Source organism: Mycobacterium vicinigordonae, from assembly GCF_013466425.1.
GTDB classification, from domain to species: Bacteria; Actinomycetota; Actinomycetes; order Mycobacteriales; family Mycobacteriaceae; genus Mycobacterium; species Mycobacterium vicinigordonae.
On sequence record NZ_CP059165.1, the window covers coordinates 1,921,473 to 1,942,144 of the forward strand.

The 20,672-nt window shown below is 65.4% G+C and carries 20 protein-coding genes and 1 pseudogene; 11 read left to right on the top strand and 10 right to left on the bottom strand.

Annotation, left to right across the window (positions count from 1 at the left end; translation table 11 throughout):
• Positions 1-3: 3 nt before the first annotated feature.
• Positions 4-834, bottom strand: coding sequence for an oxidoreductase (locus tag H0P51_RS08715; protein ID WP_180917540.1), 831 nt, complete (start codon positions 832-834; stop codon positions 4-6).
• Positions 835-866: 32 nt separating this feature from the next.
• Positions 867-1,133, bottom strand: coding sequence for a hypothetical protein (locus H0P51_RS08720; protein ID WP_180917541.1), 267 nt, complete (start codon positions 1,131-1,133; stop codon positions 867-869).
• Positions 1,134-1,418: 285 nt separating this feature from the next.
• Between H0P51_RS08720 and H0P51_RS08725 the strand changes: the two genes are divergently transcribed.
• Positions 1,419-2,054 carry an MspA family porin gene (locus H0P51_RS08725; RefSeq protein WP_180918838.1) on the top strand — a complete coding sequence of 212 codons (636 nt, stop codon included), beginning with the start codon at positions 1,419-1,421 and terminating at the stop codon, positions 2,052-2,054.
• 11 nt (positions 2,055-2,065) lie between these two features.
• On the opposite strand, the gene H0P51_RS08730 is transcribed toward H0P51_RS08725, so the two are convergent.
• The 4 genes and pseudogenes from H0P51_RS08730 to H0P51_RS08745 form a co-directional block, all read right to left on the bottom strand.
• Complete coding sequence (locus tag H0P51_RS08730) at positions 2,066-2,731, bottom strand: nitroreductase family protein (protein ID WP_180917542.1); 666 nt, start codon at positions 2,729-2,731, stop codon at positions 2,066-2,068.
• Positions 2,732-2,736: 5 nt separating this feature from the next.
• Positions 2,737-4,266 (bottom strand): Hsp70 family protein, encoded by a 1,530-nt coding sequence (locus H0P51_RS08735; RefSeq protein WP_180917543.1) that lies wholly within the window; start codon positions 4,264-4,266, stop codon positions 2,737-2,739.
• An 11-nt stretch (positions 4,267-4,277) separates the two neighbouring features.
• Positions 4,278-4,507, bottom strand: a pseudogene (locus H0P51_RS08740) (hypothetical protein); the annotation flags it as partial.
• A 66-nt stretch (positions 4,508-4,573) separates the two neighbouring features.
• Complete coding sequence (locus tag H0P51_RS08745) at positions 4,574-6,097, bottom strand: ATP-dependent DNA ligase (protein WP_180917545.1); 1,524 nt, start codon at positions 6,095-6,097, stop codon at positions 4,574-4,576.
• A 110-nt stretch (positions 6,098-6,207) separates the two neighbouring features.
• On the opposite strand from H0P51_RS08745, the gene H0P51_RS08750 reads away from it, so the two are divergent.
• Together H0P51_RS08750 and H0P51_RS08755 are read left to right on the top strand one after the other, a co-directional pair.
• Positions 6,208-6,966 (top strand): SDR family NAD(P)-dependent oxidoreductase, encoded by a 759-nt coding sequence (locus tag H0P51_RS08750; RefSeq protein WP_180917546.1) that lies wholly within the window; start codon positions 6,208-6,210, stop codon positions 6,964-6,966.
• Positions 6,967-7,063: 97 nt separating this feature from the next.
• The gene (locus H0P51_RS08755) at positions 7,064-9,226 is read left to right on the top strand and encodes an acyl-CoA dehydrogenase family protein (protein WP_180917547.1); all 2,163 of its coding nucleotides are present in this window, start codon (positions 7,064-7,066) and stop codon (positions 9,224-9,226) included.
• On the opposite strand, the gene H0P51_RS08760 is transcribed toward H0P51_RS08755, so the two are convergent.
• A complete protein-coding gene (locus H0P51_RS08760; RefSeq protein ID WP_246398507.1) occupies positions 9,219-9,575 on the bottom strand; it encodes a Zn-ribbon domain-containing OB-fold protein in 357 nt (118 codons plus the stop codon). The two genes, H0P51_RS08755 and H0P51_RS08760, sit on opposite strands and share 8 nt — an antisense overlap.
• 75 nt (positions 9,576-9,650) lie before the next feature.
• Here H0P51_RS08760 and H0P51_RS08765 point away from each other — a divergent pair, with 75 nt between their 5' ends.
• Positions 9,651-10,844, top strand: coding sequence for a thiolase family protein (locus H0P51_RS08765; RefSeq protein WP_180918839.1), 1,194 nt, complete (start codon positions 9,651-9,653; stop codon positions 10,842-10,844).
• Positions 10,845-11,340: 496 nt separating this feature from the next.
• Positions 11,341-11,841, top strand: a complete 501-nt coding sequence (locus tag H0P51_RS08770; protein ID WP_180917549.1) for a 2-isopropylmalate synthase — start codon at positions 11,341-11,343, stop codon at positions 11,839-11,841.
• A gap of 1 nt (position 11,842) precedes the next feature.
• Here H0P51_RS08770 and H0P51_RS08775 read toward each other — a convergent pair whose 3' ends face one another.
• Positions 11,843-13,333: a cytochrome P450 gene (locus tag H0P51_RS08775; protein WP_180917550.1), complete on the bottom strand. Its 1,491-nt coding sequence runs from the start codon at positions 13,331-13,333 to the stop codon at positions 11,843-11,845.
• A gap of 116 nt (positions 13,334-13,449) precedes the next feature.
• Between H0P51_RS08775 and H0P51_RS08780 the strand changes: the two genes are divergently transcribed.
• Together H0P51_RS08780 and H0P51_RS08785 are read left to right on the top strand one after the other, a co-directional pair.
• The gene (locus tag H0P51_RS08780) at positions 13,450-14,097 is read left to right on the top strand and encodes a TetR/AcrR family transcriptional regulator (protein WP_180917551.1); all 648 of its coding nucleotides are present in this window, start codon (positions 13,450-13,452) and stop codon (positions 14,095-14,097) included.
• 47 nt (positions 14,098-14,144) lie between these two features.
• A complete protein-coding gene (locus H0P51_RS08785) occupies positions 14,145-15,023 on the top strand; it encodes an SDR family oxidoreductase (RefSeq protein ID WP_180917552.1) in 879 nt (292 codons plus the stop codon).
• Here the strand turns inward: H0P51_RS08785 and H0P51_RS08790 are convergent.
• Together H0P51_RS08790 and H0P51_RS08795 are read right to left on the bottom strand one after the other, a co-directional pair.
• Complete coding sequence (locus H0P51_RS08790; protein ID WP_180917553.1) at positions 15,020-16,054, bottom strand: DNA polymerase IV; 1,035 nt, start codon at positions 16,052-16,054, stop codon at positions 15,020-15,022. The two genes, H0P51_RS08785 and H0P51_RS08790, sit on opposite strands and share 4 nt — an antisense overlap.
• A gap of 9 nt (positions 16,055-16,063) precedes the next feature.
• Positions 16,064-16,666 (bottom strand): TetR/AcrR family transcriptional regulator, encoded by a 603-nt coding sequence (locus H0P51_RS08795; protein WP_180917554.1) that lies wholly within the window; start codon positions 16,664-16,666, stop codon positions 16,064-16,066.
• 91 nt (positions 16,667-16,757) lie between these two features.
• Here H0P51_RS08795 and H0P51_RS08800 point away from each other — a divergent pair, with 91 nt between their 5' ends.
• From H0P51_RS08800 to nrdE, 4 genes are all read left to right on the top strand, one after another.
• Complete coding sequence (locus tag H0P51_RS08800) at positions 16,758-17,315, top strand: NAD(P)H-dependent oxidoreductase (RefSeq protein WP_180917555.1); 558 nt, start codon at positions 16,758-16,760, stop codon at positions 17,313-17,315.
• Positions 17,316-17,797: 482 nt separating this feature from the next.
• Positions 17,798-18,037, top strand: coding sequence for a redoxin NrdH (locus H0P51_RS08805; RefSeq protein WP_180917556.1), 240 nt, complete (start codon positions 17,798-17,800; stop codon positions 18,035-18,037).
• A gap of 33 nt (positions 18,038-18,070) precedes the next feature.
• Positions 18,071-18,535 (top strand): class Ib ribonucleoside-diphosphate reductase assembly flavoprotein NrdI, encoded by a 465-nt coding sequence (nrdI, locus tag H0P51_RS08810; protein ID WP_180917557.1) that lies wholly within the window; start codon positions 18,071-18,073, stop codon positions 18,533-18,535.
• Positions 18,536-18,588: 53 nt separating this feature from the next.
• A complete protein-coding gene (gene nrdE, locus H0P51_RS08815; RefSeq protein ID WP_425489032.1) occupies positions 18,589-20,670 on the top strand; it encodes a class 1b ribonucleoside-diphosphate reductase subunit alpha in 2,082 nt (693 codons plus the stop codon).
• Positions 20,671-20,672: the final 2 nt, after the last annotated feature.

Below are 20,672 nucleotides of genomic sequence, written 5' to 3' on the forward strand. Positions count from 1 at the left end.
GCGTCAGACGTCCAGATTGGTGCTGCTGGTCTGCGTTTCCCACACCGACACTTCCTTGGCGCGCCGCTCAGCGATGAAGCGATAGGAGAACAGGGCGTCGTCGCCCAGCAACAGAAACGCCGGAGGTTCGCCGGATTCGATGGCGGCGACGATCGCAGCGCCGGCCTTGGCGGGGTCACCCGGCTGGCTGCCGTGCATGGTTTCGTTTTCCTTGCGGCGCCGACCGGCGGTGTCTGCGTAGTCGTCGATGATCGTGGATGACTGCACGAGCGAGCGTCCGGCGAAGTCGGTGCGGAAAGCACCCGGCTCCACCACCGTGACCGAGATCCCCAGTGGCGCAAGCTCACCATGCAGTGCGCCGCTCATCCCCTCGACGGCGGCCTTGGCCGCGGCGTAGTAGCCCGAACCCACCGGGGTGAGCTGCACGCCGATCGAAGAGATGTTGACGATCGCACCGGAGTGCCGCTTACGCATGTCGGGCAGCACCGCCTTGATCATCGACACCGAACCGAAGAAGTGAGTCTCGAACAGGGCCCGAACCTCGGCGTCGTCGCCCTCCTCGACGGCAGCGCGGTAGCCGTAACCGGCGTTGTTGACCAGCACGTCGATCCCATCGAACCGTTCCCGGGCCTTTTGCACGGCGTCAGTGACCTGCTCCGGTTTGGTGACGTCGAGGGTGATGGCAAGCACCCGGTCCGGGTTGGCTTCGGCCAGGTCCGCAACCTTGGTCACGTCCCGCGCGGTGACGACGGCGTTGTGGCCGGCTTCGACGACCGCTTCGGAAAGCGCGCGGCCCAGGCCGGTCGAGCAACCCGTGATGAGCCAGGTGGACACTACAGAATGCTAGCGAACGGCACGGGCCGTGATCAGAATCCACCGACCCGGCAGGTGACGTAGCGGTTCTGGCAGTAATTTCCGGTCCCGGGCCAATGCCGAGCCGCGCCATCCCGGTCGCGCGGATCGAGTGAAAGCGCCGGGATGGTGACACCGAGGTCGTCGATGATCGGAGGTACCGCATCGTCGGGGTCTGCGCGAGCCACACCCAAGTCACCGGCGAGCACATCTACCCCGGCCAGCACGCCGGCGCCGATCAGACCGGCCGTGATCGTCCGAGCCCACCATCGACGTGTCATCGCTCGCCCCTCACTGCCGTGTGTGTCGGAGATCACAGCCCCGAGCCTACCCGCCTCCGGATCGCTGAGTGCCGGCCGAAGGTGGATCCCCTAGGGCGATCACCGGCCATGCCAGCTTGCCGCGTCTGGGTCGCGAACCAGCCACGAATAAACAACAACTACGCGTTGGCGGGTCCGCGCACCGCGTCGGCGCTTCTCCTCGTGCATAGCGTGTAGCCCGTGAAGCCGATCTCCGCGGTGGTACGCCGCGCTGCGGTTCTCGCGGTGTGCCTCGTCGTGTCGGGGATGGCACCGCCGGTCGGTGCTGAGCCGGACGTGCAACCCCCACCCGGCGCGATGCCACCGAGCGACGTGTTGCCGCCTGGGCAACCGGCACATGTGAACACCCCGGACGGTTGGGTTCTGGCGCTCGGCGCCAAAGACGAGCGACAGGTCCCGGTGGCTCCACTGACCACCGCGGTGTCGTCGCGGGAGTATCTATCCAGCGGAATCTTCGTCGCCTCACTGAAAGGGCCGGGACCCCCGGAAGGCGTAATCGAGGTAGGTTACGAGATTGGCTGCGGCATCGACATGAGCACGGCCAACGGCGTGACCATTGCCAACGGTGCCGGCGTGGCGCCGTCCATTGGTGGGGTGCTGCCGGTTGGCCCCGGAACTGAGGGGGCGCAACTGCTGCCGTTGGTGACCACGCCGTACAACGGGGTGGTCAGCGTGGGTCTTAAGCCCGGGTTCGTCGTCGTGGTGCCGGTAGTGCGCAAGGAGTTCAAGGGCGCTAACCCTTGGGTCATGGTCAGCGACTTCCACATGAAGATCGACGGCTGCGTCGGTCAGTCATTCGTGCGCTCATACGCAACCCTGACCCGCGTCACCGACGAATCCGACGTGGTGATCTCCTATGTCGGTACCACCAAGGCGGTGTGAGCCCCACTGATTCAGGCCTCAAATGGTTTGCCGTCGAAGCGATCCCGGGTGACGAACTCTTCGACGGGCCTCCGGCGCAGCTTGGTCAGCTGCCGGGTTGGTTTGCCCAGCGGCACCACCGCAGCCACCGCGTGGGTGGCGGGAATCCCCAGCAACGCTTGAATTTTCGGCTCCTGCGGGATGGTCATCGTGGTGACCGTGCCGCCGTAGCCTTCGTTGCGGGCGGCCAACAGGATGCTCCAGACCAGTGGGTACACGGAGGCTCCGGCGGCCATCCCGACGCGCTCGAGATCCTGGTCCACGGCCGCGACCACACCCAGGTCCACCGAGATGACCAGGACAACCGGCGCGTTGGTGATCGGCTTGGTGAAGGTTTCGGGGATCTTGGTTGCGTCGATCACGTCTTGCGACACCTGGATGGGAGTAATTGTGTTCCACGGGTTTTCACCGGCATTGAGCTGTGCGAAGTAGCGGCGGGCGGCGGGCGCGCCGAACTCGGCCAGCTTGTCGCGCTGTCGGGTGTCGCGGACCACGATGATGTGCGCGCCTTGTCGATTGCCACCGCTCGGAGCGAACCGGGCGTTGTCCAGAATCCGGTGCAGCACATCGTCGGGCAGCGGGTCCTCAGTGAATTCGCGTGCCGCGAATGTGGTGCGCATGACGTCGTAAAGTTCCATGACCGTCAGCTGCGCGCCGAGGCGCGCCGCTCCAACCGATAGGTGCGGGTGAAGCCGGCCGGTTGGGTGGTCAGCGTCACCTCGACAGCGCCGCTGGGCCCGATGGTGTAGCGCTCCTCGACTTCGGGTCCCTCGCCCCAGCGGCCCACCGGCTGGCGGCCCAGATCGTCGCGTTCACGCAGGGCCGGGTCGAACGGGAACAGGACCGGATCGTAGGGCGTGACGTCGCCGTCGGGGCGTCCGTCGACCAACCGGCTACATTCGACGAACCGGAAGTGTCCGATGTTGTGCGCCGCGCGATATCGGCGGCTGACGACCAGCGGGGTTTGCCCGTCGACCGGCAGGGACGCGTCTTTGGGCACGATCGGATCGAAGACGACGTCGGATCCTGCCCGGGCTTCCCGGAAGACTCCAAAATGACGCGAAAAACGTTCGGAGAGAACGAAACCAGACTCGTTATCAAGAAAGACCGCCAGCCCGATGGCCGTCGCGGCAAACGGGTGTGGAGACCGCTTGACCCGCTTCTCGCCGAACTCTGCCCGCAGCATCCGGGAGATCAGCGGGAAGCTGCCGGCGCCGCCGACCACGTAGATGCCCGCCACCTCGGACCACGGGACGTTCCTGCCGTCGCTGGTCGGGTCGCACAAGACGCGCCCTAGCAACCGGGTAGTCCGGTCGACCAGCGGAGCGCAGGCGGCGTAGACGTCGTCGATCGGGCAGGAAAACGGCGGCCGGTCGCCATCATCGACAGCGGTGAGGTCCACCAGGAAGCGACGGGTCTGCGGTCCAACGGCTTCCTTGCGGGCCGCGCACTCCTCGACCAGCAGCGCTCGGCCCTGCGCCTCCAGGCCGCAAAGCTGCGACTCGGTGAGGACCAGCTGTGCGATCGCTTCGTCGAAGTCGTCGCCGCCGAGTCGCTGGATGCCCTCGCTGATCACCACCTCGTTTACCTGCCCCGCCATCTTCAGCAGCGAGGCGTCGAACGTCCCGCCACCGAGGTCGTAAATCAGGACGTACTCGCGCTTGGCGGTGATCGTCGAGCGGTATCGGTGGGCATATTCCAGTCCCGCGGCGGATGGCTCGTTCAACAGGGCGACGACCTTAAAGCCCGCCGCCAGGAAGGCATCCAATGTGAGGAAGCGCTGTGCGCTGGAAGCGTTGGCGGGCACGCTGATAGCGGCTTCGATGGTTTCGCCCGCCGACGCGCCGGCATTGGAACGCTGGCAGAGGTCGACTTTGAGTTGAGCCAGAAAGCCAGTGAGCAGGTCAGCCAGCGGGTAGCTACGGCCGGCGAGGGTGACCTGCGTTTGGGGTCCGGCGTCGTTGAGCCGCCGCTTGACGGACCGCAGCAGCTCCCAACCTGGCTGGTGCCGCACGACGGCCGCGTCCAGGCCGAAGCGCAACTCGCCTGCGGCGTTCGCGGCGATCAGCGACGGCCACGCGTCCACGCCGTCGAAGGCGACGACGGGATAGTTGCCGCGGTCAACGACCGCCGCGACGGTGTGGGTGGTGCCAAAGTCGATACCGACTCTCATCGGATCCGATTCTAGGAGGACGCCGGGATTCTGCGCTTCGAACCGCCGGACGGGTGCGCTGCGTCCCAACGCTGCAGCTCGCGTTCGGCGGTGGCGGGGATCAGCCCGGCGGGCGCGAACCGCTCGGATTGCACCGGGTCGTCGTCGGTCAGCGGCCGCCCAGCGTCGCGAATCCTTCTGAACGACACGATGACTGCTGCGGCGAGACCACCACGACGACTGTCGCGAAGACGATCGACAACCCGGACTTTCTTCACGCCGTCAATTTCCGGCTGGGGGCGGGCCAGGAGTGGTGGCCGAGGAAGGCTCAGTACATTGCGCGGACGGCGTCGATGGTGTCGGCTTCCTCGGCACTCTTGTCCTCCCGGTAGCGCACCACCCGCGCGAACCGCAGCGCCACCCCGCCGGGGTAGCGCGACGAGCCCTGCACCCCGTCGAGGGCGATCTCGACCACCTGCTCGGGCCGCACGCGCACGACGTAGCCGTCCGTACCGCCCACCGCGAGCTCGCTGAACCGCTTCGTCTGCCAGTCCAACGTGGCGTCGGTCATGCCCTTGAATGTCTTGCCCACCATGACGAATTCACCGGTTGCCGGGTCACGGGCGCCGAGATGGATGTTGGACAACTTGCCACGCCGGCGTCCCGAACCCCACTCCACGGCCAGCACCACCAGATCCAGCGTGTGCACCGGCTTCACCTTCAACCAGCCCGCGCCGCGACGGCCCGCCTGATACGGCGCCGCCGGGGCCTTGGCCATCACCCCCTCGTGACCCGCGGCCAACGTCGCGTCCAGGAATGCGGCGGACGCCGCCGGGTCGGGGGTGGTCAGCCGGTTGACCCGCTGAGTGTCCGGCACCAGCGCGTCGAGGGCGGCCAGCCGCTCGGTGGTCGGTGCGTCGAGCAAGTCGACGCCGTCACTGTGCAGGATGTCGAAGAAGAACACCGACAGGGGCTGCGTGGCGCGCGCGTCGGCAACGTCAACCGACCGCCCGAACCGCGACGCGGTCACCTGGAAACGGTGCGGACGGTTGTCGGGTCGCAAGGCGATCGCCTCACCGTCTGCGATCAGCGTGTTGACCGGCAGCGCCAGCGTGGCCTCGACCACTTCGGGCAGTCGGGCTGTGACGTCGTCGAGGCTTCGGGTGTAGACGGTGACATGGTCGCCGGACCGGTGGATCTGCACCCGCGCGCCGTCCAGCTTGGCTTCGAAGATCGCCGTGCCGCCGTGGCGTTCCAGAGCGTCGGCGACGCTACTCGCCGTCTGGGCCAGCATGGGGCCGACCGGACGCCCCACCCGCAGCGTGAACGCGTCCAGCGACGCGCCGCTCAGCGCCGCGGCCGCGGCCGCCGGCAGATCGCCGCCCAGCATCGCAGCGCGCTGCACCACGGCGGCGGGCAGCCCTGCGGCTTTGGCCACGGCGTCGGTCATGATTCCGACCAACGCGCCCTGGCGCAGTTCACCCCCGAGCAGCCGCAGCAGGAACGTCTGCTCGTTCTCGGTCGCCGCACCGAATAGGCCCGCAATCAGCGCCGCGCGCCGTGCCTGGGATCCTTTGCCCGCGACGGCACCGATCTCGGTGAAGGTAGCGTCCACCCGGGCGACCGTCAGCACTGGCAGCGATCCCGGCGGTGGAGGTGATCGTAGGGCCGCCCAGCCGACTCCGATCTGGCGTTGCCGCAGTTCACCGGAGAGCCACGACACGACGGTGGCGACCAATTCGGCATCCCCGCCGGCCCGACTCAACAGGTCCGAGATGTGGGCGACTTTGGTCAGCCGCGACGAGGTGCCGGCCACCTCGATAGAGGTGTTTGCAACGTCCAGCAGGAGCACGCTTGCCAGCTTGGCACGGCTCGCCGACAGCCCCGCCTGACCGGCGGATAGCGTGCCTGGTTAACGTTACAAATTCAAGACAATCTGACAAGCCGAAAATGGAGGTCTGGATGGAGATCAGCGGAAAGAAGGTCGTCGTCATCGGCGGCGCTTCGGGAATGGGGCGGGCCAGCGCAGAACTATTGCACCAGCGCGGCGCGCAGGTCGCGATTCTGGACCGGGAAAATTCGGACGGCAAGACCGTGGCCGACAGTGTCGACGGCAAGTTCTACCCCGTCGACATCACCGACTTCGCCGGCACCGAGGAGACGCTGCAGGCAGCGGTCGACGAGCTGGGCGGCCTGCACGTCACGGTGACCACTGCAGGCGGAGGCATCGCCAAGCGCACCATGACCAAGACCGGTCCACACGACCTCGAGTCCTTTCAGTCCGTCATCGATCTCAACCTGATCGGCACCTTCAATATCAGCCGGTTGGCCGCCGCGCACATGAGCAAGAACGAACCAGAGGACGAGGAGCGCGGCGTCATCATCAACACCGCCTCCATCGCCGCCTTCGAGGGCCAGATCGGGCAGGTCGCCTACACCGCCGCCAAAGCAGGCGTCGCGGGCATGTGCCTGACCATGGCGCGGGACCTGGGCTCGCTGGGAATCCGGGTGCTCGCGATCGCTCCGAGCCTGTTCGCCACTGGGCTCACTCAGGGTATTCCCGACGAGTTCGCGGCGGCGCTGACCAAGGACGCTGCCTTCCCCAAGCGGCTGGGCCGGCCCGAGGAATACGCCAAACTGGTTGCGGCCATCGTGGAAAACCCGATGCTCAACGGCCAATGCCTCCGGCTGGACGCCGGGCAGCGGTTCGCGCCCAAGTAAGCGCCCGCCGGCCCCACTCGGGCACTGGGTAGTCTCATTAACCAATTCCAGGATTGCGCAACGACGCGGGTCCTGTAGTGCCGCGAGGAGGGCCCGCATGGGTATCGCACTGACCGACGACCATCGCGAACTCGCCGAGGTAGCTCGCGCCTTCCTGACCTCCCAGAAGGCGCGAGCAGCGGCGCGCTCACTGCTCGACGCACCCGAAGAGGCGCGGCCGTCGTTCTGGTCGGGCATCGTCGAATTGGGCTGGCTTGGGCTGCACATCGACGAGGAGCACGGCGGATCTGGCTTCGGACTGCCCGAATTGGTGGTAGTGGTCGAGGAACTCGGCCGCGCGGTAGCGCCCGGGCCGTTCGTACCCACCGTGATCGCGTCGGCGGTGATCGCGCGCGAGGGCACCGCCGAGCAGAAGGCGCTGCTGCCGGGGCTGATCGACGGGACATCCACGGCCGGAATCGGTTTGGGCGGCCACGTGCTCATCGACAACGGCGTGGCCAACGGCGACGCCGGGGTCGTGCTGGGCGCAGGCTTGGCCGATCTGTTGGTCATCGCTGCCGGCAACGACGTGCTGCTGCTGGAACGCGGCCGTGCCGGAGTTTTGGTGGACACGCCGGAGAATCTCGATCCGACCCGGCGCTCCGGTCGGGTGCGGCTGCAGAACGTGAATGTCTCCGCCGACGACATCCTGCCCGGCGCACGGGAATCCGCGTTGGCCCGGGCGCGGACGTTGCTGGCCGCCGAAGCCGTCGGCGGTGCGGCCGACTGTGTCGAGGCTGCCGTCGAATACGCTAAGGTCCGTCAGCAATTCGGACGGACCATCGCGACTTTCCAAGCGGTGAAGCATCATTGCGCGAACATGCTGGTGGCCAGCGAGTCGGCGCTGGCCGCGGTGTGGGACGCGTCCCGCGCAGCATCCGAAGACGAGGAGCAGTTCCGGTTGGCCGCCGCGGTGGCCGCCGCCCTGACGTTCCCCGCATATGCGCGCAACGCCGAACTCAACATTCAGGTGCACGGCGGCATCGGCTTCACCTGGGAGCACGACGCGCATCTGCACCTGCGTCGGGCGTTGGTGACGACGGCGTTGTTCGGTGGCGACGGGCCGGCGCGGGATGTGTTCGAGCGCACCGCGTCCGGCGCCACCCGGGACAACAGCCTGGACCTCCCGCCCGAGGCAGAAGAGCTGCGCACCGTGATTCGCGCCGACGCGACCGAGATAGCCGCGTTGGCGGACGGCGCGCAAATCGACAGGTTGATCGAGACGGGCTACGTAATGCCGCACTGGCCCAAACCGTGGGGACGGGCCGCCGATGCGGTCGCACAGTTGGTGATCGACGAAGAGTTCCGTGCGGCCGGCATCAAGCGCCCGGACTACGGCATCACCGGGTGGGTGATCCTGACCTTGATCCAGCACGGAACCCCCTGGCAGATCGAGAGATTCGTCGAGAAGGCGCTGCGCAAGGACGAGATCTGGTGCCAGCTGTTCTCCGAGCCGGACGCCGGCTCGGACGCGGCGTCAATCAAGACCCGAGCCACTCGCGTCGACGGTGGCTGGAAGATCAACGGGCAGAAGGTGTGGACCAGCGGGGCGCACTACTGCGCGCGCGGCCTGGCGACGGTGCGCACCGACCCGGACGCGCCCAAGCACGCGGGGATCACCACGGTGATCGTCGACATGAAGGCGCCGGAGGTTGAGGTGCGACCGCTGCGCCAGATCACCGGTGGCTCGGACTTTAATGAGGTGTTCTTCAACGACCTGTTCGTGCCTGACGAGGACGTGGTCGGGGCGCCCAACTCGGGGTGGACCGTCGCGCGCGCGACGCTGGGCAACGAGCGGGTGAGTATCGGTGGTAGCGGGTCGTTCTACGCGGGTTTGGCAGACCAGTTGGTGCAGCTGGCGCAGCAGCACGCAGAGCGGTTGACGGGCGCGGACGTTCGAGTGGGCGCCTACCTAGCCAACGAGAATGCACTGCGCCTGCTGAACCTGCGTCGCGCGGCGCGCAGCGTCGAGGGCGCGGGTCCGGGGCCGGAGGGCAACGTCACCAAGCTCAAGCTGGCCGAGCACATGGTCGAGGGTGCGGCGATCATGGCGGCGCTGCAGGGGCCCGAGGTCGCGCTGCTGGACGGGCCCGGAGCGCTGTCCGGCCGGTTGATCATGGGAGCGCGCGGAATGGCGATCGCCGGCGGCACCTCGGAGGTGACCCGCAATCAGATCGCAGAGCGGATCCTCGGCATGCCGCGCGACCCGCTGATCAACTAGTACCGGCGGGTGTGAACAGCGGCGCGCCGCCGGGCCCCTTATCGGGACGAATTTCGACGGGCATTCCACACGTCACCGAATCCGGTTCGCAGCCAACGATATTGGCGGCGACCCTCAGTCCGCTCTGTTCGCTGAGTTCGACAAGAGCAATGACGTACGGAGTGGGGATCTCCGGGTTATAGGGGTGGTGGTTCACGGTGTAGGTGAACACCGTCCCGGCGCCGGACACCGGCTTGGCGCTCAGCGTGGCGCCGCAGTCGCGGCAGGTCCCGGTCGCGGGATGCACCCAGCGTGCGCAGTCGTCGCAATGCTCGACGAGCAGTGGGGAGGTGGTCGACTCGGTTGTCACGACCAATACAGTACGCTCTACTGGATCCCCCATTAATAGGTCGTGTGCGGCGCGTAGATGCTACGGACGGTGCAGATGGAGTACTTCGAGAAAGACGCGATTCTGTCCGGAATCGGCATATCACGGATCGGCCGTCGCACCGGTATCCCCGGCCGGGACCTCACCATGGAGGCGGTGCGGGCTGCCATCGAAGACGCCGGCCTGGCGGCCACCGATATCGACGGCATCGCCACCCTGGGCGACACCCCGGCTGCAGAAGTCAACGCCGAACTAGGTATCGAGGCCGGGGATTGCGGCAGCGGATTCGGCACCGGCGGCCTGTTGAGTCCGGTGATGTCGGCGTGCCGCGCGGTTGCGGAGAAGCGCGCCCGGCACGTGGTGATCTACCGGACCATCCAGATGCTGGGCGGCACGGTCCCGGTCAAGCAGGAAAAGAACGCCCCCGCGCCCCCGCTGGCGCGCATGTTCGAGACCGCCGAAGGCGCCGATCGGCCCGCCGTCGGGGCGATGGATGACATCAACGATCTTGTTGCAGCCCAAGCCTATTCGGCTGCCAACTGGCTGGCGCTGAACTGCCGCCGGCATATGGAGCTGTACGGGACAACCAAGGAGCAGTTGGGCTGGATCGCTCTCAACGGCCGGCGAAACGCGGCGCTCAACCCGCTTGCCGTCTACCGCGATCCGATGACCATGGACGACTACCTGGGCGCACGGCTGGTTTCGACACCGTTCGGGCTGCTGGATTGCGATGTGCCGATTGACGGTTCGATCGCGGTGGTGGTGTCGCACGCGGACTACGCCGACGACTGCCCGCACCGCGCGGTGCGGGTGGAAGCGATCGGCGGTTCCGACGGCGCGGGGGGATGGTTCCATCGCGCCGACTACCCGAAGATGGCCATGTCCGATGCGACCGCGCAGATGTGGTCGCGCACCGAACTGACCCCCGCCGACATTCAGCTCGCTCAGCTCTACGACGGTTTCACATTCCTCACCCTGGCCTGGCTGGAAGCGCTCGGGGTGTGTGGCGACGGAGAGGCGGGCCCGTTCGTGCAGGGAGGCACCCGGATCGCGCGCGACGGCCAGTTGCCGCTCAACACCTACGGTGGGCAGCTCTCGGCCGGACGCATGCACGGCTACTGGGCGCTGCACGAGGGGTGTCTGCAGCTGCGCGGAGAAGCCGGGGAACGTCAGGTTGCCCAGCGTCCCGAAGTCGGCGTGGTCTCGGTGGGCGGTGGTCCCGTCGCGGGGTGCATGCTGCTCACCTGCTGAGCCCACGCAGCACGTGGGACTGTGGCCCGACTATCGTCCGGCCGGGATTGCGGTCACTTCGGGCGTAATGGCGTCGCCGCCCAATGTTTTCCCGCAGCCGGTCGCGCACAGTGCATAGGTCGCGAAAATCGCGGCGGCGATTGCGGTGAACACTTTCCTCTTCGCCCTCATTTGCCTGGCCTTTCCTTGCCCGCGCACAACGTGGTTGATTAGCGAATAGGCTGCGATGTTATCGCTGTGCGCGCAGGTCGCGAGGCGTTTTCGTCAGTCTCGACAAACTCCGTGGGGGCGCAAGAGGACGTCGATCCGGTGGCTGAGATCGGCAAAACAACTTGCGCGCGACCGGATTGGAGGTCTACCGTCAGCCCTCGTGCGTCGTCGTCAGCATGCGGTAGTAGCCAGCACCCGCAGCGGGGTCTGATCCAGACCGACCCCCCGCTGTGGGTCGCAAGCTACTACCGTCGGTCGCTCCTTCGAGCAAGAGAAGACCGGCACCATGACTCTCCTCTCCCACGATTCCGAGCGTCCCACCGATACCGCGGACGGCTGGTTCGAACGCCACTTCGGCGTCGCACTACCCCGCGGCCTGCGTGAGCGGGGTTCCGCAATGCCTTGGGAGAACTTCGCTGCGGTTCTCGGCCGAACCGCCGGACCGCTGCGTTTGGGGCACTGGGAGTGCACCGACACGGCGCGCCCGGGAACCAGGCTGGGTCCGCAGGCCCGCAACTTCCGCGCGGTGATCGCATTCGGCGATCGCATCGACACCTCGACTGCCGCGGCCAGCGGACCCGTCGCGGCGCTGACCGCGATGCTGCATGAGCGCGGAATCATGTTGGAGACTCTGAATTTTCACCAGATGCGGTCAGGGCACGACGCCATCACCTTCGTGCACGGTACCGACGGCACCCGTGCCGAGTGGGCGATGGGCTGGGCTGACGATCCGACACAATCGGCGTTGCGTGCGGTGATCGCGTGCGCCAACCGATTGATCGGCTGAGCTAGAGCGGACGCAGGAGGATCGGCATGCCGTCCATTGGGATGGGGATCGTGCGGTAGTCCCACTTGGCCTCGTAGCCCGGTCGTGGCAGCTCCAGTCGATAACGGCGCAGCAACCGATGCATGATCGTCTTGATTTCCAGCTGCCCGAACGTCATGCCGATGCACTTGTGCGCACCGCCCCCGAAGGGTGTGAAAGCGTAGCGGTGCCGCTTGTGTTCGCTACGTGGTTCGGTGAACCGGTCCGGATCGAACTTCAGCGGATCGGTCCACAGCTCCGGCAGCCGATGGTTCACCCCGGGAAATGCCGTGATGTTGGTGCCCGCCGGGATGTAGTGTCCGAGTAACTCCGTGTCGCGTACCGTCCGGCGCATCGCCCACTGGACCGGCGAGACCAGACGAATCGCCTCGTTCATCACCAGGGCCAGCGATTCCAGCTTTTCCAGGGAGTCGATGTCTACTGGGCCGTCGCCGAGACGATCGGACTCGTCGCGGCAGCGCTGCTGCCACTCGGGGTTGGCGGCCAGCTGGTAGGCCATATTGGTCGCGGTGGTGGTGGAGGTGTCGTGCGCGGCCATCATCAAGAAAATCATGTGGTTGACGATGTCTTCGTCGGAGAACCGATTGCCGTCCTCGTCCTCGGTCTGGCACAGCACGCTGAGCAGGTCGTTGCCTTGCTTTCCGCGCTGCTCTTTGACGCGCTGGGCGAAGTAGTCCTCGAGTAGTTTGCGGGCCCGAAGGCCGCGCCACCAGGTGAACGGCGGGATGCCGGTGCGGATCACCGCGTTACCGGCGCGGACCGTCATGGTGAAGGCGTTGTTCACCTTCGTCACCAGCTCGCGGTCGGTACCTGGCTCGTGCCCCATGAACACCATGGAGGCAATGTCCAGGGTGAGTTCCTTCATCGCCGGATACAGCAGGAAGCGTGAGTCGTTGACGACCCAGTCGTTGGCAATCACCTGCGACACGACTGTGTCCATTTGTTCGACGTAGTTTACGAGCCGGGACCGGACGAAGGCCTCCTGCATGATGCGGCGATGAAACAGGTGTTCTTCAAAGTCCAGCAGCATCAATCCGCGGTGGAAAAACGCGCCGATCACCGGTGTCCAACCCTGCTGCGAGTAGTCCTTGTTGCGGTTCGAATAGATCACCTGTGCGGCGTCTGGACCGAGCGCAGCGACGAACGGCAGCACCGGCGAGTCCCCGAAGACCAGGGGACCTTTCGTCTCGTACAGAAACGCCAAATATTCCGGTCCGCCGCGCAGCATTTCGATCATGTGCCCAAGGATCGGCAGCCCCCTATCGCCGACGACGGGTTTGAGCCCGCTGCCGGGCGGAGGCTCTGCGAGCTTGCGCTCGGGGAACTGGGTATCGCGCAACCGGCGCTCCAGTAGACCCATGCCGGGAATGTTGTTGACCGACGGGGTCAGACGGCGCCGAGCCTGATCCAGGACGTATTCGGGGGTGCTGATTGTCGCGTTGCTTGCTGTCATGACACTCCTTACCGGCCGTGGCGGCGGTCACCTTCTCCTAATATCACGGGCAAACTTGACGCCTGTCAAGTTTGCTTTTGGAAGCGTGTGATGCAAAGTCAGGAGGTGATCGAGAAGTGAGCAGCCAGGCCGCTGACGACGAACAGGACGCACCGGGACCACGCCGGCGCGGCGACAAGCACCGACAGGCGATCATGCAGGCGGTGCGAGACCTGTTGCAGGAGCGGCCCTTCTCCGAACTCTCCGTCAGCACCATCAGCGTTCGAGCCGGGGTGGCTAGGTCCGGTTTCTACTTCTATTTCGACTCCAAGTATTCGGTGCTCGCCCAGATCCTCGCCGAGGCGGCCGAGGAACTCGAAGAACTCACGCACTATTTCGCACCTCGCCAGCCGGGGGAGTCGCCGGAGCAGTTCGCCAAGCGAATGGTCGGCAGCGCCGCCGCGGTGTACGCGCGGAACGACCCGGTGGTCCAGGCCTGCAACGACGCTCGGCAGAACGACCTAGAGATCCGCGAGATTCTTGAGCGGCAATTGCAGGTGGTGCTCGGCCAGATCGTCAATGTCGTCGACGCCGAAGTCAAGGCCGGCACCGCACAACCGATCAGTGACGACCTGCCGACCCTTATCCGAACGCTGACCGGCACCACCGCGCTGATGCTGACCGGTGACCCGTTGCTGGTCGGACGCGACAGTGAACTGTCGAGTCGGGTGCGAGTGCTGGAACAGTTGTGGCTCAACGCGTTATGGGGCGGTCGGAGCCGCTAGCCCAGCCCTGCGCGGATCTTGGCGTAACCGCCGGTATCGTCTCGACCATGGCGCAAAGGAGCTCCGAACAATATTTCGCGGGTAAACGGTGTTTTGTGACCGGTGCGGCCAGCGGTATCGGCCGGGCAACGGCACTGCGGCTGGCGGCGCGAGGGGCAGAGCTGTATCTGACCGATCGCGACGCGGCGGGGTTGGAGCAGACGGTGGCCGACGCCCGCGCGCTGGGCGCGCAGGTGCCCGCCTACCGGGCGCTGGATATTTCGGACTACGACAAGGTGGCGGCGTTCGCCGCCGACATCCACACCAGCCACGCGAGCATGGACGTGGTGCTCAACATCGCCGGAGTATCGGCGTGGGGGACCGTCGATCGGCTCTCGCACGACCAGTGGAGCAAGATGGTTGCGATCAACCTGATGGGCCCGATCCACGTGATCGAGTCGTTCGTGCCGCAGATGGTGGCCGCCGGCCGGGGCGGGCGGGTGGTCAACGTGTCCTCGGCGGCTGGGATCGTGGCGCTGCCGTGGCATGCGGCCTACAGCGCCAGCAAGTACGGGTTGCGCGGGCTGTCCGAGGTGCTCCGTTTCGACCTGGCCAAGCACGGCATCGGGGTAAACGTCGTGGTTCCCGGCGCCGTGAAGACGCCGCTGGTCAACACAGTGGAGATTGCCGGCGTGGATCGCGAGGACCCGCAGGTCGCCCGCTGGGTGGACCGCTTCAGCGGGCACGCCGTCTCGCCGGAACGGGCGGCCGAGAAGATCCTGGACGGTGTCGCCAAGAACCGCTACCTGGTCTACACGTCACCGGATATCCGTGCGCTGTACGCGTTCAAGCGGTTGGCGTGGTGGCCCTACAGCGTGGCGATGCGCCAGGTGAACGCGGTCTTCACGCGGGCGCTGCGGCCTGGTCCACCCACACGGGGGGTCTAACCGGGCATTAGCAGTTCGAGACGGACCCCGAGCAGTCGGACCGGACGGTCCAGTTCGAACAGGTCCAGGACCTGCAGCGCTGTGGCGACGATTGCGTCGGCGTCGGTTGTCGGTGCATCGAGCTTGCGGATCTTGGTGCGAGTATAGAACGTAGCGGTGCGCACGGTGACCGCGACGCGCGTCGCGATGCGGCCGTCGGCGCGTACCTCGTCGAGTGCTTTTCGAGCCAATTCTGTTACAGCCGTATCCATTTCGGATCGTTCGGTCAGGTCACGCGGGAAGGTGACGACGTGGCTGCGCGAGCGCGGCACCCATGGTTGCGCGCTGACCTCGGTATCGCCGCCTCCTTTGGCCAATAGCAGTAGCCATAGACCCGTGCGCGGACCGAATGTTGACGTGAGCAGTTCGCCGTCGCTATGGGCGAGTTCTCGAACCGTCGAGATACCCAGCGAAGCAAGCTTTTTGGTGGTTTTGGGGCCGACGCCCCACAATGCGTCGACGGGGCGGTCGGCCATCATCGTCATCCAGTTGGCGTCGGTGAGGGTGAAAATCCCAGCGGGCTTGGCGAATCCCGTGGCGATCTTGGCGCGCTGCTTGTTGTCGCTGATGCCGACCGAGCAGGACAGGGCAGTCTGGGTGGCCACGACGCTGCGGATTTGTTCGGCGACCGCAACGGGATCGGCGGGTGGGCTCACGCCGACATATGCCTCGTCCCAGCCCCATACCTCGACTGGGTGGCCGAGGTCCCGCAGCAGGGTCATGACCTGTTCGGATGCCGCGTCATATGCCGCTGAATCGGAGGGCAGGAAGGTGGCGTCCGGGCAGCGGCGGGCGGCGGTGCGCAACGGCATGCCAGCGTGCACGCCGAACCTACGGGCTTCATACGAGGCGCAGGTGACGACCTTGCGTGCTTCGTTCGGATCGCCGCTACCGCCGACAATCACCGGCAGGCCGACGAGCTCGGGACGGCGGCGTAGCTCCACCGAAGCCAGAAATTGGTCGAGGTCTACGTGCAGGACCCAGGACGGCATTGGGCTCGATCACCTGCCGCATAGCTTGCGGGCCAGGCTCGCCCACGCTTGGCCCAGGGAATCCTCGGTATGGCCGCCCTCGCTGAGTTGATACTCGACGTAGTCGGCATCGAGCAGGGCCAGCAGGGCGTCGGTCTGCACGGCCAGATCGCCGGTGGTGTGTGCGGCCTGCAGTAACACCTGAACGTGGCGGCGCTGAACGGCGGCCGCACCGACCCGTCGAGTCTGCGGGTCGCGGTTGGCCGCGGACAGCAATTCGTGGTGGGTGTGGACGAAGCAGATCCGTTCCCGGCCGAACGCGACCAGTCGCTCGAGCGGCGGTGCGTCGGGACCCAGGGGCGGCGGACCGAACAGGAATGCCTGCTGGCTGGCCTTCTCGTCCTCGTCGAGCAGCACCGTCATCAGCCCGGCCCGGCTGCCGAAACGCCGGAACACAGTGCCCTTGCCGACACCGGCGGCCACGGCGACGTCGTCCATGGTGACGGCGTCCGCGCCGCGCTGCCGTACCAGCTCGCGGGCCGCGGCCAGCAGTAGCGCGCGGTTGCGCGCGGCATCGCTGCGTTCGTGTTGCGGCTGTTGTGGAGCCGATACCGTCAGCTCGATCCCGGTCACACCCGTACTTTAGCTCGATCGGAATAAAGTGGACTATAGTCCGGTTAAGCCGTGCAAGGATGTAGACCAACTAGTGAAGGGGACGACAGAAGTGACAGAGTCCAAGATCCTGGCCCTGGTGGGCAGCCTGCGTACGGCGTCGGTCAACCGCCAGATTGCCGAACTCGCCGGCCAGATCGCCCCCGAGGGCGTCGCCGTCACCGTGTTCGACTCGCTCGCCGAGTTGCCGTTCTACAACGAGGACATCGACCCGGCGGTGGGCGCGCAGAACGACGAGCCGCCGGCGGTTGCCGCGCTGCGGGCCGCGGCGCGCGAGGCCGACGCCGCGTTAGTGGTCACGCCGGAGTACAACGGCACCATTCCCGCGGTGCTCAAGAATGCCATCGACTGGCTGTCCCGGCCGTTCGGCAACGGTGCGTTGAAGGGCAAGCCGCTGGCGGTGATCGGGGGTTCGCTCGGTCAATACGGTGGCGTGTGGGCGCACGACGAGACCCGCAAGTCGTTCGGTATCGCCGGGGCACGGGTGGTCGAGTCGATCAAGCTTTCGGTGCCGTTCAAGACCCTGGACGGGAAGGCTCCCGCCGAGCACGAAGAGCTGTCGGCCAGCGTGCGCGACGTGCTCGGCAAGCTCGTTGCCGAGGTCGGCTGACTCGGTCCTGTCAAGGCCGCCGACGAGTTCGTCGGCGGCTTTGCTGGCGGGTGGCGTCGCGCGCGGCGGGACCGCGAGTTGTCGGTACCCGCTGGTATATCCATTGGCATGCGTAGCCCCTCTGTACCGTCGCGGTCAATTTGTGATCTGCGACACGCCGACGACACGCCCGGCAATGGCTTACGACCTGCGAATTTCAAGAATGTTGTTTCGAACATCTTGTATCTCTTCTCGTTGTCACCCCCTAGGTGTAGTGTTCCGGGGACCGGCAGAACCCAGGTTCACCAACTCTCGTCCAGGTCTTCGTCGACCAGGCGGAGCGCGATGATCCTCCCGGACTCGGTCTCACCACATCTCTCGATTTGGTGGCCGCAGAACGGGAATCTGGGGGCTCTCCGGGGCGCTGAACATAACGCAGAACCACCACTCCAGCCGTTGCCAGTCCTGTTAACCTCTCACTCCCGCAAAGGAGCGGTACGCCCATGAGCATCACCGTCTACAGCAAGCCAGCATGCGTGCAGTGCGTCGCCACCTACAAGGCGCTGGACAAGCAGGGCATCGCCTACGAAAAGGTCGACATCACCCTGGACCCAGAAGCGCGCGACTACGTGATGGCGCTCGGCTACCTGCAGGCGCCCGTCGTGGTGGCCGACAACGCCCACTGGTCCGGTTTCCGGCCCGACCGCATCAAGGCGCTCGCCGAAGCCGCGCTGAGCGCCTAGCCGGCGGTAAAACGAACAGGGGGCTGCGGCGTCATGGAGAACCGGGGGCACAACCTGGTCTACTTCTCCTCCGTGTCGGAGAACACCCACCGCTTTGTGCAGAAGCTGGGTGTTCCCGCTATGCGGATACCGCTGCATGGCCGCATCGAGGTCGACGAGCCGTACGTGCTGATTCTGCCCACGTACGGCGGCGGGAAGGCCACCCCCGACATCAACAACGGTGGCTACGTCCCCAAGCAGGTCATCGCCTTCTTGAACAACGAGCACAACCGCTCACTGATCCGCGGCGTCATCGCCGCGGGCAACAACAACTTCGGTGCCGAATTCGCCTACGCGGGCAACGTGGTATCCCGCAAGTGCGGAGTTCCGTACCTGTACCGATTCGAATTGATGGGTACCGAGGACGACGTGAACGCCGTCCGTGCGGGCTTATCTGACTTTTGGGCTCAATATTGGAAGGAACAGACGTGTCACCAACCGTCACTGCAGAGCCTGTAACCGCCGGCACGATCGCGTCGCAGAACGAAACGGATTACCACGCGCTCAACGCGATGCTGAATCTGTACGACGCAGACGGCAAGATTCAGTTTGAGAAAGACGTGCTCGCTGCACGGCAGTACTTCTTGGAACACGTCAACCAGAACACCGTGTTCTTCCACAATCAGGACGAGAAGCTCGACTACCTCATCCAGAAGAACTATTACGAGCGGGAGGTTCTCGACCAGTACTCGCGAAACTTCGTCAAGACGCTGCTGGATCGAGCCTACGCCAAGAAGTTTCGCTTCCCGACGTTCCTGGGCGCGTTCAAGTACTACACCTCTTACACGCTGAAGACCTTCGACGGTAAACGCTACCTGGAGCGGTTCGAGGACCGCGTGGTCATGGTCGCGCTGACCCTGGCGGCGGGTGACAATGCGCTGGCCGAGAAGCTAGTGGACGAGATCATCGACGGCCGGTTCCAGCCAGCTACCCCGACCTTCCTCAACTCGGGGAAGAAGCAACGCGGAGAGCCGGTTTCGTGCTTCCTGCTTCGCATCGAGGACAACATGGAGTCCATTGGGCGCTCCATCAACTCTGCCCTGCAGCTTTCCAAGCGCGGCGGGGGAGTTGCCTTGCTGCTGACCAATATTCGTGAGCACGGCGCACCGATCAAGAACATCGAGAACCAATCCTCGGGCGTCATCCCGATCATGAAGCTGCTCGAGGACTCGTTTTCCTATGCCAATCAGCTGGGTGCGCGTCAGGGCGCTGGCGCGGTTTACCTCAACGCGCATCACCCCGACATCTACCGCTTCCTGGACACCAAGCGGGAGAACGCCGATGAGAAGATCCGCATCAAGACGCTCAGCCTGGGCGTGGTGATCCCCGACATCACCTTCGAGCTCGCCAAGAAGAACGAGGACATGTACCTGTTCTCGCCTTACGACGTCGAACGTGTCTACGGCATGGCCTTCGCCGACATCTCGGTCACCGAAAAGTATTACGAGATGGTCGATGACGCACGCATCCGAAAGACCAAGATCAAGGCGCGTGAGTTCTTCCAGACCCTGGCCGAGCTGCAGTTCGAGTCCGGTTACCCCTACATCATGTTCGAGGACACGGTGAACCGGGCCAATCCCATCGAGGGCAAGATCACCCACTCCAACCTGTGCTCGGAGATCCTGCAGGTCTCGACGCCGTCGCTGTTCAATGACGACTTGTCGTACGCCAAAGTGGGCAAAGACATTTCGTGCAACCTGGGGTCGCTGAACATCGCCAAGACGATGGACTCGCCGGATTTCGCGCAGACCATCGAGGTGGCCATCCGAGCGCTGACCGCCGTCAGCGACCAGACCCACATCACATCGGTGCCGTCAATCGAGCAGGGCAACAACGATTCCCATGCGATCGGCCTCGGGCAGATGAACCTGCACGGGTACCTGGCGCGGGAGGGCATCTTCTACGGTTCCGAAGAGGGCATCGACTTCACCAATATCTACTTCTACTCGGTGCTCTACCACGCGCTGCGCGCTTCGAACCGCATCGCGATCGAACGAGGTACACACTTCAAGGGATTCGAGCGGTCCAAGTACGCCTCGGGGGAGTTCTTCGACAAGTACACCGAGCAGGTCTGGGAGCCGGCCACCGACAAGGTGCGCCAGCTCTTCGCCGACGCCGACATCCGCATCCCGACCCAGGACGACTGGAAGCGACTCAAGGAGTCGGTGCAACAGCACGGCATCTACAACCAGAACCTGCAGGCGGTGCCGCCGACCGGGTCGATCTCCTACATCAACCACTCGACGTCGTCGATCCACCCGATTGTGTCGAAGGTGGAGATTCGCAAGGAAGGCAAGATCGGCCGCGTCTACTACCCGGCGCCCTACATGACCAACGAGAACCTGGAGTACTACCAGGACGCCTACGAGATCGGTTACGAGAAGATCATCGACACCTACGCCGCGGCTACCCAGCACGTAGACCAGGGGTTGTCGCTGACTTTGTTCTTCAAGGACACCGCCACCACGCGCGACGTGAACAAGGCGCAAATCTATGCCTGGCGCAAGGGCATAAAAACGCTGTACTACATCCGGTTGCGGCAGATGGCCCTAGAAGGTACCGAGGTCGAGGGCTGCGTGTCCTGCATGCTTTAGGG